Source organism: Ramlibacter sp., from assembly GCF_035548915.1.
In the GTDB taxonomy this organism is placed as follows: Bacteria; Pseudomonadota; Gammaproteobacteria; order Burkholderiales; family Burkholderiaceae_C; genus Ramlibacter.
Genome location: NZ_DASZSE010000014.1, coordinates 18,869 through 31,761, shown reverse-complemented (window position 1 = coordinate 31,761; position 12,893 = coordinate 18,869). Strand labels below are relative to the sequence as shown.

General features: G+C 67.7%; 14 protein-coding genes. 7 read left to right on the top strand and 7 right to left on the bottom strand.

Going from position 1 to position 12,893, the window contains the following annotated elements:
• Positions 1 to 7: 7 nt before the first annotated feature.
• The 7 genes from VHA82_RS03235 (at position 8) to VHA82_RS03205 (ending at position 5,106) form a co-directional block, all read left to right on the top strand.
• Positions 8 to 559 (top strand): TRAP transporter small permease, encoded by a 552-nt coding sequence (locus VHA82_RS03235; protein WP_325540224.1) that lies wholly within the window; start codon positions 8 to 10, stop codon positions 557 to 559.
• Positions 560 to 571: 12 nt separating this feature from the next.
• The gene (locus VHA82_RS03230) at positions 572 to 1,858 is read left to right on the top strand and encodes a TRAP transporter large permease (RefSeq protein ID WP_325540222.1); all 1,287 of its coding nucleotides are present in this window, start codon (positions 572 to 574) and stop codon (positions 1,856 to 1,858) included.
• Positions 1,855 to 3,072, top strand: coding sequence for a CoA transferase (locus VHA82_RS03225; RefSeq protein WP_325540220.1), 1,218 nt, complete (start codon positions 1,855 to 1,857; stop codon positions 3,070 to 3,072). The genes VHA82_RS03230 and VHA82_RS03225 overlap by 4 nt, the downstream gene beginning before the upstream one ends.
• A 62-nt stretch (positions 3,073 to 3,134) precedes the next feature.
• A complete protein-coding gene (locus VHA82_RS03220) occupies positions 3,135 to 3,911 on the top strand; it encodes an enoyl-CoA hydratase/isomerase family protein (RefSeq protein ID WP_325540218.1) in 777 nt (258 codons plus the stop codon).
• 77 nt (positions 3,912 to 3,988) lie between these two features.
• Positions 3,989 to 4,264 carry a hypothetical protein gene (locus tag VHA82_RS03215; RefSeq protein WP_325540216.1) on the top strand — a complete coding sequence of 92 codons (276 nt, stop codon included), beginning with the start codon at positions 3,989 to 3,991 and terminating at the stop codon, positions 4,262 to 4,264.
• Positions 4,265 to 4,283: 19 nt separating this feature from the next.
• Positions 4,284 to 4,691, top strand: coding sequence for an alpha/beta hydrolase (locus VHA82_RS03210; protein WP_325540214.1), 408 nt, complete (start codon positions 4,284 to 4,286; stop codon positions 4,689 to 4,691).
• A gap of 67 nt (positions 4,692 to 4,758) precedes the next feature.
• Positions 4,759 to 5,106, top strand: a complete 348-nt coding sequence (locus tag VHA82_RS03205; RefSeq protein ID WP_325540212.1) for a hypothetical protein — start codon at positions 4,759 to 4,761, stop codon at positions 5,104 to 5,106.
• On the opposite strand, the gene VHA82_RS03200 is transcribed toward VHA82_RS03205, so the two are convergent.
• The 7 genes from VHA82_RS03200 to trbG are packed head-to-tail and all read right to left on the bottom strand — an operon-like array spanning position 5,048 to position 12,877.
• A complete protein-coding gene (locus tag VHA82_RS03200; RefSeq protein WP_325540210.1) occupies positions 5,048 to 5,551 on the bottom strand; it encodes a GNAT family N-acetyltransferase in 504 nt (167 codons plus the stop codon). The two genes, VHA82_RS03205 and VHA82_RS03200, sit on opposite strands and share 59 nt — an antisense overlap.
• Positions 5,552 to 5,578: 27 nt before the next feature.
• Entirely contained in the window at positions 5,579 to 7,426 is a 1,848-nt protein-coding gene (locus VHA82_RS03195) for a hypothetical protein (protein ID WP_325540208.1), read from the bottom strand.
• Between the two features lie 54 nt (positions 7,427 to 7,480).
• The gene (locus VHA82_RS03190) at positions 7,481 to 8,080 is read right to left on the bottom strand and encodes a hypothetical protein (protein ID WP_325540206.1); all 600 of its coding nucleotides are present in this window, start codon (positions 8,078 to 8,080) and stop codon (positions 7,481 to 7,483) included.
• Positions 8,077 to 8,544 carry a lytic transglycosylase domain-containing protein gene (locus VHA82_RS03185; protein WP_325540204.1) on the bottom strand — a complete coding sequence of 156 codons (468 nt, stop codon included), beginning with the start codon at positions 8,542 to 8,544 and terminating at the stop codon, positions 8,077 to 8,079. Before VHA82_RS03185 ends, VHA82_RS03190 begins: the two co-directional genes overlap by 4 nt.
• A gap of 8 nt (positions 8,545 to 8,552) precedes the next feature.
• Entirely contained in the window at positions 8,553 to 10,466 is a 1,914-nt protein-coding gene (locus VHA82_RS03180) for a type IV secretory system conjugative DNA transfer family protein (protein WP_325540202.1), read from the bottom strand.
• A 47-nt stretch (positions 10,467 to 10,513) separates the two neighbouring features.
• A complete protein-coding gene (locus tag VHA82_RS03175; protein WP_325540200.1) occupies positions 10,514 to 11,719 on the bottom strand; it encodes a TrbI/VirB10 family protein in 1,206 nt (401 codons plus the stop codon).
• A gap of 3 nt (positions 11,720 to 11,722) precedes the next feature.
• The gene (gene trbG, locus VHA82_RS03170; protein WP_325540198.1) at positions 11,723 to 12,877 is read right to left on the bottom strand and encodes a P-type conjugative transfer protein TrbG; all 1,155 of its coding nucleotides are present in this window, start codon (positions 12,875 to 12,877) and stop codon (positions 11,723 to 11,725) included.
• Positions 12,878 to 12,893 lie beyond the last annotated feature (16 nt).

Genomic DNA, 12,893 nt, shown 5'->3' with positions numbered 1-12,893 from the left:
CGACGGGATGCGGCTCTCCGAAATCGCCGAGCGCGGCAACGCGATGCTGCGGTTTCGCGACCGCTACGGGCGCGTCCTCGAGTGGGTGGTGATCGCGCTCATGGTCGCGCTCACGCTGGAAGTGATGCTCGGCGTCGTCTTTCGTGCGCTCGGCCGCTCGCTCGTCTGGTACGACGAGGTCGCATCCGTGCTGCTCGCCTGGCTCACCTTCTACGGCTCGGCGCTCGCTTCGGTGAAGCGGGCGCACATCGGCTGCCCGGAGGTCGCGGATCGGCTGCCACCCGCCGCGCGCCGCTGGCTGGCCGTCCTCGCGCAGTTGCTGGTCATCGCGTTTTTCGCGCTGCTCGGCTATGTCGGCCTCACGATCATGCCGGTGCTCGAAGGCGACACGCTGGTGAGCCTGCCCTGGGTGCCGATGAATTTCGTGCAGTCGGCGGTACCCGTCTCCTCGGGGCTGATCCTCGTGGCCGAGGCGATCGAGCTCGCGGACTTGCTCGTCGGTTCGCGCGCGCCGCTCACCGCGGCCGATGCGACAGCGCTCGCCGACGGGCTTCACTGAGAGACCGCCGCCATGGCCGTGATGCTCGTGCTCTTCGCCGCCGTCCTCGCGCTGGTGCTGATCGACGTGCCCATTGCGGTATCGCTCGGCCTCGTGGCGGTCGCCGCGATGCTCGCGACGCACGGCACGGCGTCGCTGCCGAACATGGCCGTGGTCATCTACAACGGCGCCACCAACTTCCCGCTGCTTGCGATCCCACTTTTCATTCTCGCGGGCGCGATCATGAACGCATCGGGCATTTCGCGGCGCCTGATCGCATTCGCCTCGGCGCTCTTCGGCTGGCTGCGCGGCGGGCTCGCCCACGTCTCGATCGGCGCGTCGCTCTTCTTCGCCGAGATTTCGGGCTCGGCCGTGGCGGATGTCGCCGCGCTCGGATCGCTCCTGATCCCCGGCATGAAGGAGAAGGGCTATCCCAGCGATTTCGCGGCCGCTTCGATGTCGTCCGCGGCCACGCTCGCGGTCATCATCCCGCCTTCCATTCCCATGATCCTCTACGCCGTGATGGCCGAGACGTCCGTGGTGCAGCTCTTCGTCGCGGGCATCGTCCCCGGGCTGATCGGCGCGGCCGGGCTCATGGGCACCGCGACGTTTCTCGCTCGCCGCTACGACCTGCCGCGCGCGGAAGCGTTCTCGCTGCGCAAGGTGATGAAGACGGGCCGCGAGGCGCTCTGGGCGTTCCTGCTGCCCATCATCATCCTGGGCGGCATCTTCGGCGGCATCGTGACGGCGACCGAGGGTGCGGCGCTCGCCGTGGGGGCGGCGCTTTTCGTCGGGGTCGCGATCTACCGCGAGCTCGACTTGAAGCACCTGCGTGCCGCGGCGATGGAAGGCGGCGTGCAGACGGCCGTCGTGATGCTGCTGGTCGCCACGAGCGCGCTGCTGGGCACCTATCTGAGCGAAGTGCGGGCTCCGCAGGCGCTCGCCCAGGCCGTCTCCGACTTCACGAGCAACAAATGGGCCGTTCTCGCGCTTCTGAATGTGCTCTTTCTCTTTCTCGGCATGTTCCTCCACTCGGCGGCCGCGATCATCCTCGTCGTGCCCATCGTGATGCCGCTCGTGCGCGCCGCGGGCATCGATCCGGTGCATTTCGGCCTGATCGTCACCATCAACCTGGGCATCGGCCAGCAGACGCCGCCGGTTGCGAGCGTGCTGATGGTGGCGAGCTCCATCGCGAAGGCGTCGGTGTGGCAGGTGACGCGCGTGAACGTCTGGTACATCGGCGTGCTCGTGGCGGTGCTCGCGCTCGTGACGTACGTGCCCATCACCGGGATGGGACTGGTGCAGCTTTTCTATCGATGAAGGGATCGTCCTTGGAGAACCCGGCGAAGCGTCTGCCGCTCGAAGGCGTGCGGGTCCTCGACATCAGCCAGGTGATGGCGGGGCCGTACGCGTGCATGCTCCTTGGCGACCTCGGCGCGGACGTGATCAAGATCGAGCCGCCCGGCAGCGGCGACCAGACGCGCGGCTCGATGGGGTTTCGCATGAAGGGGCCCGACAGCCTCGGCTTCCTGAACATGAACCGCAACAAGCGCAGCGTCGCGGTGAACCTGAAGACCGATGCCGGGCGGCAGCTCGTGCTGAAGCTCGCCGAGGATGCCGACATCCTGATCGAGAACTACCGGCCCGGCGCGATGAGGCGCCTCGGGCTCGGCTACGAGGACGTGCGCCAGGTGAATCCGCGGCTCGTGTACACGAGCATCTCCGGCTTCGGCCAGAGCGGGCCGTGGTCCGATCGCCCCGGCTTCGATCTGATGGCGCAGGCCATGTCCGGCGTGATGAGCGTGACGGGCTATCCCGGCGGCCCGCCGGTGAAGTGCGGCGTGCCCGTCGCGGACATCGGCTGCGCGCTCTTCGCGATCTATGCGACGCTCGCCGCCTACATCGGCGCGCAGCGCACGGGCGAGGGGCAATACGTGGACGCCGCGCTCTTCGACGCGGCGATGGCGTTTTCGGTGTGGGACATCTGCGACTACTGGGGCACGGGCACGCCGCCGAAGCCGCTCGGCACGTCCAACAAGATGACCGCGCCCTATCAGGCGATGAAGTGCGCCGACGGCTACTTCGTGATGGGCGCCAACAACCAGAAGCTGTGGACGCAACTTTGCACGCTCATGGATCGGCGGGAACTGCTGGACGATCCGCGGTTCGCGGCGATCGCCTCGCGCCTTGCGAACCGCGAGGCGCTGCAGGACGAGCTCGAACGCACGTTCGAGACGAAGCCGAAGGACCATTGGGTGCGGACGCTGCTTGCGAGCGGCATTCCCGCGGGGCCGATCCTTTCCTACCCCGAGGCTTTCGAGAGCGAACACGGCCGGGCGCGCGCGATGCGCATGGAGATCGATCATCCGGTGGAAGGCAAGGTCTCCAACATCGGCTTTGCGGTGAAGCTTTCGGGCACGCCGCAGCAGGTGCGCCGCCACCCGCCGCGGCTTGGCGAACACACGCGGGAAATCGTCGAGGAGCTCGGGCTTTCGCATGACGAGCTCGCCGCGCGGGGCGCGTTCTCGGCATAGCTTTCAGGCGCCGTCGCCAAGAGATTGCCAAGAGATCGCCAAGAGATTGCCATGACATCGCCATGACCCACGGAAACGTCCACCTTCGCATCGACGGCGCGATCGCCTCGGTGACGTTCGATCGTCCCGCCGCGCGCAACGCGATGACCTGGGCGATGTACGAAGCGCTCGCTTCGATCTGCGAGCGCTTGCGTGAAGATCGCAGCGTGCGCGTCGTGCGCTTTCGCGGCGCGGGAGGCGAAGCTTTCGTCGCGGGCACGGACATCGCGCAATTCGAGTCGTTCGCAAGCGGCGAGGACGGCGTCGAATACGAACGCCGCATCGAAGCGGGCATGGTCCTTCTCGAATCGCTGCCGATGCCGACGGTCGCCGTCATCGAAGGCTGGTGCGTGGGCGGCGGCCTCGCAATCGCGACGGCGTGCGACTTTCGCATGTGCACGCCCGCGTCGAAATTCGGCGTACCCATTGCGCGAACCCTCGGCAACTGCCTGTCCATCGGCAACGTCGCGAGGCTGGTCGCGGCATTCGGTGGGCCGCGGACGCTGCGGATGCTGCTGGCCGCGGACATGCTGAGCACGGACGAGGCGAGCGCCTGCGGCTACGTGAGCGAAGTCGTGGCGCCCGCCGAGCTCGACGCCGCGAGCGATCGGATGTGCGCGAAGCTCGCCGCCCTCGCGCCCTTCACGCAGGCCGTGAGCAAGGAGATGCTGGCGCGTCTGCGCAGCTCGGCGCTGCCGCAGGCCGAAGACCTGATCCGCCGCTGCTATGCGAGCGAAGATTTTCGCGAAGGCGTGCAGGCGTTCGTCGCGAGGCGAAGTCCGGTGTGGCGGGGCCGGTAGCGGGCGCAACTGCCGGGCTTGAAAAGTGAGCCGGCTGTCTTACACACAGTGGCGCGCGGGCGACCTAGGATCGTTCAATGAGTACCAAGGACAAGCCCATCGACCTGGCCCAGTCCGTTGCGGGGGAAGAAGACCCCGGCGCGTCGATCGATCTTGCGTCCCCGCCCGCCAGCGCGGAGCAGGCGAGCAAGCCGCGGCCGGGCATGCGCCCGGGCGACGAAGCTCCCCAGGGCGCCCCCGGAACCGGCGAGTCGGTCTGCCCGTCATGCGGGGGCAGCGGCATGCTCGCCGGCCGCACCTGCCCCGAATGCGAAGGCACTGGCCGGATTACGGTGGGCATCGGAGGCGGGTGAGCGTGGCGCACGGCCCCGCATGAGCTTTCGGCTCGGCATGTTGCCGCCGATCCAGGTGGCTCAGACCCAGGCGGGTCGGCTGAGCTACGTCGTGTCCGGCTTCGGCGCGTCCACGATCGTGCTCATGAACGGCGCGGGCGTGAGCCTCGAGGGTTGGCGCGGGCTATATCCGCGCATCGAATCGATGGGCACCGTGTTCGCGTGGAACCGCGCGGGCGTGAAAGGCAGCGATGCGCCGCGGCAGCCGCAGACGGGTGTCGCGGTCATCGCCTCGATGCGCGAGCTGCTGCGCTATGCGGGCCTCGAGCCGCCTTACGTGCTCGTGGGCCATTCCCTGGGCGGCCTCTTCGCGAACCTGTTCGCGCGCCTTCATCCGCGCGAAGTGCGCACTGCTCCTGATCGAAGCCACGCACCCCGGCGACCATGAAGTCCTCGAAAAGCAGGCCGCGCTCTTCGCGCAGGGCGCATCGAACGCGATCGCCGTGCCGCGGCAAATGCTCGAAGAAAATGTCCACTGCGAAGTGGAGCTGATCGGCGAGACCGTGCGGGAAGTGGAATGCGCGGGGGAGTTTCCGGATGTGCCCCTTGCGGTCATCACGGGAGGCAAGCCGCCGCCGCAGTGGCTGATGTCGCCCGCCGCGGCGGGGGCGCGCCGCGCGCACCAGCAGGCCCTGGCCCGCCTTTCCTCGCAAGGCCGGCAGGTGATCGCACAGTCGAGCGGCCACTTCCCGCAACTGAGCGAGCCGTCCCTCGTCCTCGCGGAGCTCGAGCGGCTGCTCGAATTCAGGACCGATCGTGCACGAGCAAGCTCGCCAGAACCCGGGTTCGGCCGATGGCCGTGACCACGGTATCGGCAAGGCACCTGAATCCCACTTTTCGAAAGAAGTCCACGCGGTCCACCGTGAGTGCGTGCAGCGGCCCGGCCCGCTCCTGCCGCGCGAGGGCGACCATGTGCGCGCACAATGCGCGGCCAATCCCTTGCCCGCGCCACTCGGGCGCCACGAGAAGGTCAGCGAGCAGCAGCACGTTGCCGGGCGCGATGGGGTTCTCGTCGTGCAGGAGTCTCGCGGTTGCGGCGGGCTTCCCATCGGCAAGATAGACCCAGGTCTCGCCCGCGCCCCGCCGCAGCCGCTCCCGCAGCCGTTCCTGCACCTGTGGCAGCGATTCGCCCCGTGGCCCCGCCCATTGCCCGTGATGCCATGAGGCGACGGCTTCCAGGACGCGCGGGTCGCCCGCGAGGCTGAGCCTGCCCAAGGCGTGTCGAAGTCTCCCCGGCGAAGTCTCCATCGCGCTTGCGCCCAGCGCCCAGTGGGCTCAATGCTTGGTCAGACCGTGCGACGGCGACTTCTCCGCGAAAGCGGGGTGCGCTGCCCGCACTTCCGCGGGAACGCGGCCCAGCGCGGCCGTGCAGGTTCCGAATTCCGATAGCGGTACGGCGATGTTGTGCTGGGCCAGGTTCTGCGCGCCATACTCGGCGAGCTTCTGGAATTTCGCGAATTCGTCGGGCTTCAGGAAGTTGCCGAACATGTACTTCTGATCGTCGCCCTGAAAGACGCTCGACGGCTTGAGCAAGTCGGGGTGCTTTTCCTGCAGGCGGTCGTAGGCCATCTTCTTTTCCTGCAGCCACTCCTGCTTCATGTCCTTGGCGATGCCCTGGAAGACCTCGGTCTCGCATCGCTGCAGGAAAGTGCCCAACGTCATGTTCTGGTCCGACCGGATCACTTCCTTCATGCCCTGGATGGATTTCAGGGTGAGCTCGCAGCCCTGCTGCGCACTGGCCACCACGTTGGCGGGAATGCCTTCGATGCCCGCCTGTTTCACCGTTTCGGCCATCACCTTGCGCACCGCTTCTTCGTCGATCAGAAGGAATTTGTCGCGCATCTGCGCGAGCTGCGGATCGTTCATCGACAGATCGGCCGCGAGATGTTTCGTGTTGATGTCCAGAAAGAGCAGCTTTTCTCCCTTGATACTGGGCCGGCCCATCTGCATGTCCATGAACGTGTCCTTGTCCGGAAACGCGGCGCCTCCGTCATAGGGGCGCGCCTTCAGCCCGCCGGGGTGTTCCTCGACGATCACGTTGTCCCACTTGATGTCGAACTGCGCCATCGCCAGGTTGCACATGAGCACCTTCTGGATTTCCGAGGCGGGCATCTTCGCGAAACGATCGGCGGATTCCGCCTTCTTCTGTTCCACGTTCCCGCCGGTCTTGCGCACGTGATCGAGGGCGTCGTCGTCGTAGATTTTCTTGCCGTTGATGCCGTCGACCAGAACGCCCAGCTCCGCCGAGCCTCCCTGCACGCCCGACAAGCGCGCGAAGCTCGTGGCCGGCCAGCCGAAGTCCAGCTGGCTCGGGCCGTTCTTGATGACATCGGCAACACGGCTCGTGAGCACTTCGCGGATCGCGCCCGCGCCCTTGGCCGTGCCCATCTGGTCGCTTTCGCCCGCGACGCTCTTGAAGGCGTAGGCCACCGACTTGTCGGGAGCCGCGATGAGCCCCACTTCGGAGGTTCCTCCGCCGGCGGGCTGCATCCCGTAGACCTCGCGCAGAAGCTTGGCGTCGAGAAGCCGGAACTCCTGCGGATCCTTCGCCTTCGCCACCTGCTCGATCTTCATTTGCTGCTGGGCCTGGATGATCTTCGCGCCGGCCGTCAAGTCCTCGCACGCCTGCATCTTCGCATCGCGCCTGGTGTTGGATTCGACGGACTTGCCGATGCTCGACTGCTTGCGCTGCCCCTCCTCGTCGAAGCGGTCCGTCCACGTCTTCACCGCATCCATGAGCTCGGTCGTTTGCTGCATCATCTGCCCGCGGCCGATCTGCACTTCCTTCGTGAGGACCAGGTGATGGCTCTCCTTCACCGGCACGCCCTTTTCCATGGCCCTCGAATACTCCGCAGTCTTCTTGGCAGCCTCGAGGACCTTTTCGAAGCTGCCCGTGTCCGGCCCGACGAGGGTTCTCTCGCGTTCGGCCTTGTGCCTGATCTCCTCCAGTTTCGTGTCGCTGAACTCCTCGTGGAACTTGTACTTCGCGAGCGACAGCGAAGACGAGCCGTCGTTCTGCGGCACCTGCACCGTCTTGCTGGCGGTGGCCGTCAAGTCGCCCATGCTGAAGGTCGCGCCCCATTCCTGGGTCTGAGACTTTTGCGGTGTCTCGAGTTTTTCCATGCTGTGTTGCTCCTCCTGAAAGTTGGTTTTTTGCGCGTGAGCCGGCGCCCGTGTTCAGGCGAGCCGCTCGGCGAGGGCGGTCAGGGTGACCGTCAAGGGCGCCTGGATGTTCGCGGGCGCGAAGGGGTTGTTCTCGATGGCGGACACGAGCGAGTCGGTGCCAAGGAAGTCCAGATAGCCTTCGATGATTTCGATCGCCTCGCGGTCGGCCTGCAGCCGTTCCAGCGGGGACTCGGCCTGCAGGCGGGCATCGAGCGCCCGAGCGAGCCAGCCGTCGAAGGTGGAGAGATTGGCGGTGAGCCGGTCGAGGCCGTACGTCACGGCGGCCGCCGTCACCGGATCGTCCTTGAATGCCTCGACCACCTTGCGCCGCAGTCTCGCGAGATCGAAGCGGACATTCTTGCCGGCGAACAGCCAGACGTGCCGCAACTCCGAGAAGTCGGGTTCGAACCGAAGCTTCAGGAGATCGTCGAGTTCGGCGATGCCCTCGCGGACCTGTTCATGATGCCCCGCTTTCAGGTCCTGCTGCAGCCGCGAGAGCGCGCCCACGATGACCGGTGTGAAGAGCGCCTGGTTCGCGATGGCCTGCCGAATGCGCGGCGAGAGCGAGTTCATCTGCGCGGTCAGCGCCTCGGCCACCCAGGCCGAGCTCATGGCCGTGCTCCGGTGGGGCGCGCCGCGTTCACCACGCGCGCCACGTAGCCGTTGCGAAATCCATCGTCCTCGCGGCCGGTGTTGTACGCCGACACCGCGCGGCGCAGCGCGATCTGCGCATCGGACTCGGTCGCGCGAGTGCGGCGGTAGGCCGCCTGCAGCAGCGCCGCGCCCGCGGCGAGATTGCGGCAAGGGTCGAACGCATTGTCGGGCGTGAGCCCGAGCGCCGCGAAGTTGGCCGTGTTGATCTGCATGAGACCCACGTCCACCGAATGGCCGCGCGCCATCAGCCAGCGCAGCCAGGCCTTCGCCTCGCCCGCGTCGCGTGCGCGCCGCCCGAGCCGCCAGTGGCCGTTCACGTGCATCGCGAGCGGATCGAAGCCGCTTTCCACCTGCGCGACGGCGCGCATCGTCGCGGCCGCGACCTGCGGCGCGCATTGCTCCAGCATGGGGGTCCAGTCCATGGCGGCTCTCATGCGGCGGCCGCCGTATCGCGGACGCGGTCGCTCACCGCGGGCGCGGGGACTTTCGCGCGCTCGCTGAACACGGGGTCCATGAAGTAGAGGATCTGCTTGCCGTAGATCGGCGCGTGGCCGGCCATGAAGACCAGCATGTCGCCCGCTTCCTGCACGTTGCCCTGCGCATCCTTGCGCGCCGCGGGCAGGCGCATCACCTCGTCGGGCGAGAGCAGGGGGCGCTGCGTCTCCTGCGTCGCGATGGAGACGTTCTTCTTCGGCGAGAACTTCGTGCCGGAGTAGGAGCGCGTGTCGCGCACCACGGTGGTGGTGCCCACCATCTTCGACAGCAGCTCGGCCGTCTCCACCTTGTTGGGCGCGTAGGCGAGGCGCACGTGGCAGTTCGAGAAGATGCTCTCGTCCTTGCCGTACGCCGTCCAGAGCTGCGAGATGTCCTGGATGATCAGGTACGCCTTCAGGCCGTAGCCGGCGATGAACGCGAGCGACTCCTCGAACACGTCGAGCTTGCCCAGGCTCGGAAACTCGTCGATCAGCAGCAGCAGGCGATGCCTGTAGCCCGCGACGCTGCGGCCTTGCGCGAACTCCATCTTCTCGGTGAGGCCGCGCACCACCTGGTTCACGATGAGGCGGATGAGCGGCTTCAGCCGGTCCTTGTCCGAAGGCGGCACGACCAGATAGAGCGACACCGGCTGCTCCAGGTTCATGAGGTCGGGGACCATGAAGTCGTCTCCGCTCGTGTTGGCCGCGACGACGGGGTCGCGATAAAGCGTCAGATAGGAGATGGCCGTGGAGAGCACGCTCGACATTTCCTCCTCGGCCTTGTTCATCATGTCCCGCGCCACGGCGGCGACGACCGGATGCGTGAAGGTGATCGTCCCGCCCGCCTCGTTCCAGCCGTCGCCTTGCGTGTCGTGCACGGTCCCGAGCATGTGCGACAGCGTTTCCTTGATCGTGCGGTTCGGATTGCTGAGGAGTTCCACCACGCCCGAGAGCGTCTTGTTTTCTTCCGCGTAGAGTACGTGCAGGCCGACGCCCACGAGCAGCGCCTGCGAGCTTTTCTGCCAATGGTCCTGCAGGCCCTTGCCGTCGGGGTCGACGATCATCGTCATCAGGTTTTGCATGTCGGCGACTTCCTTGCCCGTGCGAAGCCGCACCTGCGCGAGCGGATTGAATCGCACGCTGGAGCCGTCGGCCGCCGTGGGTTCGAACTTGAGCACCCTGTTGCCGGCCTCCCGGCTGCGCCAGCCGGACGTGAGTGCCCAGTTCTCGCCCTTGATGTCGTAGACGAGCGCGCTGTGCGGCCACGAGAGCAGCGTGGGCAGCACGAGGCCCACGCCTTTGCCGGAGCGTGTCGGCGCGAACGCCATGACGTGTTCCGGCCCGTCGTGGCGCAGGTAGCGGATGGCGCCGGTCGAGGGATGCTTCCACGCGCCCACGTAGACGCCCGCGCCCTTGCCGATGAGCCCGGTCGCGTGGACTTCCGCGGGCGTGGCCCAATGCGCGGAGCCGTGCAGGTGATCCGCGCGCGCGTCGTCGTCCGCGCGCCTGAGCGCCCGGTTGAATTTCGTGAGCGCGAAGATCGCGATCGCCGCCGCGGCCGCGGCACCGCCCCACATCACGTGCCGGAAATACATCGCGATGGCCGGGTCGGCCGACTTGCCCCACGACTGGTACCACCGGAACACGCCGAAGGGCTCGTAGACCTTGTGCGCGCCCAGATCGAAGAAGGGCTTGCCGAGCGCTTCCTGGTAGCCGAAGCGAAAGGCGAGATATTGCGTGCACAGGAGCGCCACCAGGGCGAAGCCCATGAGCGCGCCGCCGATGTAGCGGCCCGCGATCTGCCCCGGCAGCACCAGCTTGCCGGGCAGCCTGTAGAGTGCGCCTTGCGCGGTCGATATACCCGTTGCCATGTCGATGGCCCTCCCTTGAAGTGGAAAACGCGTGGCGTGCCCCGGCATCAGTCCGGCGACTGCTCGCCGTACGGCCCGGAGAACACGAGGTCCTTGCTCACCATCACGGCGAAGCGGTGGCCGCGCCGGATCTCGATCGTGGGTTGCACGCGCAGGTAGCGGTTCGCCACCGCCATGCCGAACTGGCCCATCTGCTGGCCCATCGCGGCCGCGGCGACTTGCTGCGACGTGAGCGTGCCGCCCGTGACGGGCTGCGGCTGCGAAGCCTGCAGTGCCGCGGAGAAGAGCGAGGTGAGGACGGCCGCGCCGAAGGTTCGCACCACGTGGTTGTTCACCCGGTCGCCGAATCCCGCCTGGCCCTGCCCGTCGATGCCGGCCATCCCTCCGAGGTCCAGCGTGCTCGCATCGGGGTAGATGAGGCGCGACCACGTCACCATGAGCCTCTCCTGGCCGAAGGCGATGGACGAGTCGTACTGGCCGAAGAGCTTCGTGCCCTGCGGGATCAGCAGGTGCCGTCCGGTGGCGCTGTCGAAAACGTTTTGCGATACCTGCGCCACGATCTCGCCGGGCAGGTCGGAATCGATCTGCGTGATGAGCGTCGCGGGAATGATGGAGCCGGTCTTGATCTCGAATTCCGAGAGCGGCGCCCGAGGCCGCGCGATGCGGTACGGCGGCGGCCGCGCCTCGGCCGCGCGTTGCAGGAAATCGCGTTTCCGGGACTGCCGGTTCTGGTCGGGTTCGCTCGGGGACGGCTCACCGATGTCGAGCGAATCGCGGTCCTTGCGCGACTCCCGTTCGCCGGACGCGTCGTGCGCGGACGCGGCCGGCTGCGCCGTGCCGCTCACGAAGTTGATCAGCGCCGTGCCGCTGCGAAGCGCCTGCGCGAGCTCCTGATCCTCGCGCGGCGGCTGGTTTGGCCTTCCCGGTGCGCTCGCGGCGGCCTGGCCGCCTTCGGGTTGCAGCGGCGGCACTTCGGGCGGGCGAGCGGCGATGCGCGGCGTGTTGTCGGGAACGGCGTTGGTGATTTCCGCGGCGGCGCTGTCGGCCGAGACGATGCGCGAGCGGGGCTGGTCCGCCGTGCCCGCCTTGCCGCCGGAGGCGGTGTTCGGATGGGCGATGTTCGTCATCACGAAGAGCACCACGGCCGCGAGCACGCCGCCCAGCACGAAGAGCGCCTTGCGATTCAGCCGCGCGCTGATCTTCGGCTTGCTGCGCAGCTGCAGGCCGTCGGGGGAGGAAGTTGCCGCGGCCATCGTCTACTCGCTCGTGGCGGCGGCGCAGCGGCTGAACAAAGCCTGCCAGCCTTGCCAGCCCTGCTTCCTGCAGGTGCCGTGGACGATGTCCACGCGCTGCTGCTCGCCGCCCGTGCCCGCCACGAGCGCGAGCTTGTCGGCCAGCCGGTCGATCACGAAGATGTTGCCCCGCAGGCGATAGTTGACGAGCTGCTCGGTTCCGTCCGCGCCGACCACGAAGAGCACGGGCGCCTCGTCCACCGGCATGTCGTCGCTCATCGTGATGAAGATGCGCGCGCCGTCGTCCATGACGCGCACGGGTTTGAAGCGGGGATGGCCCGAGGCCGTCACCGTGTAGTCGAAGTGAAGGCGGCTGAGCGCCACCGGCGGAAGATCGTCGAGCGCCGTCGCGGCGGCGCTCGCCGCGGCGGCCGAGCCCGCTGGCCGGGCCTGCCGCGCGAGGCGGCGCCAGGCCCGCTCGTCGTTGTCGGGGTATTCGAATGCCACGCGCGACACGTACTTGTCCTCGCTCGAGACGAGCCGCAGGTAGTACGTGCGCCGGTCGGTCGGGACGATGAGGTTCGTGTCGAGGTCCGCGGCGGTGGCCTTGATGACGAGGTGCGTCACGCGCTGGTCGCGATCGAACGAGATGGCGGGCGACACCCGCCAGCGCACCGAGTCGCCGATGTGGGGCGCGCCCTGGATGGTCTCGCCGGGTTCGAGCTCCACGTCGCATACGCGCAGCGGCGCGCACACGACGGTCGGAATCGAGTCGCCGTAGGTGAAGAGCACCCGGCCGCCCTTGCCGAGGGTGGGCGCCACGGCCGCGGTGTTGGCGAACGATTGCGATTCGGCCACGGACCGGTTCGCGGCTGCGCTGAGCTTCGGTGTCTTGTCGCGCGCGACGGGCTTCAGTTCCGGCACGGCGGGCTTGCTCTTGCACGCCGGGCCCGCGCAGGCGACGCCATCGGGCAGGGGCGGGTCCGCGCTTTCGGCTTGGGTCGCCGCGCTCGCGGTGGAGGCGGGATGGGCGACGGTGTGGGCGATGTTGTGGCCGGCGTTGTAGCCCCCGTTGTTGGCGCGCGGAAGGGTCGGCGTGGGCGGTTTCGCGCTCTGCGCCGCGGCGTGCATGGGCCCGGCCAGGGCGAAGAGCGGCACGAGGAGGAGGTGAATGCGCATCGGTGAAGGACAGGGT

What these genes read in the sequence shown, in the direction of transcription:
- trbG (WP_325540198.1), bottom strand. Translation starts at nt 12,877, where the DNA reads ATGCGCATTCACCTCCTCCTCGTGCCGCTCTTCGCCCTGGCCGGGCCC.
- VHA82_RS03220 (WP_325540218.1), top strand. Translation starts at nt 3,135, where the DNA reads ATGACCCACGGAAACGTCCACCTTCGCATCGACGGCGCGATCGCCTCG.
- VHA82_RS03180 (WP_325540202.1), bottom strand. Translation starts at nt 10,466, where the DNA reads ATGGCAACGGGTATATCGACCGCGCAAGGCGCACTCTACAGGCTGCCC.
- VHA82_RS03235 (WP_325540224.1), top strand. Translation starts at nt 8, where the DNA reads ATGCGGCTCTCCGAAATCGCCGAGCGCGGCAACGCGATGCTGCGGTTT.
- VHA82_RS03185 (WP_325540204.1), bottom strand. Translation starts at nt 8,544, where the DNA reads ATGGACTGGACCCCCATGCTGGAGCAATGCGCGCCGCAGGTCGCGGCC.
- VHA82_RS03215 (WP_325540216.1), top strand. Translation starts at nt 3,989, where the DNA reads ATGAGTACCAAGGACAAGCCCATCGACCTGGCCCAGTCCGTTGCGGGG.
- VHA82_RS03205 (WP_325540212.1), top strand. Translation starts at nt 4,759, where the DNA reads ATGCTCGAAGAAAATGTCCACTGCGAAGTGGAGCTGATCGGCGAGACC.
- VHA82_RS03195 (WP_325540208.1), bottom strand. Translation starts at nt 7,426, where the DNA reads ATGGAAAAACTCGAGACACCGCAAAAGTCTCAGACCCAGGAATGGGGC.
- VHA82_RS03210 (WP_325540214.1), top strand. Translation starts at nt 4,284, where the DNA reads ATGAGCTTTCGGCTCGGCATGTTGCCGCCGATCCAGGTGGCTCAGACC.
- VHA82_RS03190 (WP_325540206.1), bottom strand. Translation starts at nt 8,080, where the DNA reads ATGAGCTCGGCCTGGGTGGCCGAGGCGCTGACCGCGCAGATGAACTCG.
- VHA82_RS03200 (WP_325540210.1), bottom strand. Translation starts at nt 5,551, where the DNA reads ATGGAGACTTCGCCGGGGAGACTTCGACACGCCTTGGGCAGGCTCAGC.
- VHA82_RS03230 (WP_325540222.1), top strand. Translation starts at nt 572, where the DNA reads ATGGCCGTGATGCTCGTGCTCTTCGCCGCCGTCCTCGCGCTGGTGCTG.
- VHA82_RS03225 (WP_325540220.1), top strand. Translation starts at nt 1,855, where the DNA reads ATGAAGGGATCGTCCTTGGAGAACCCGGCGAAGCGTCTGCCGCTCGAA.
- VHA82_RS03175 (WP_325540200.1), bottom strand. Translation starts at nt 11,719, where the DNA reads ATGGCCGCGGCAACTTCCTCCCCCGACGGCCTGCAGCTGCGCAGCAAG.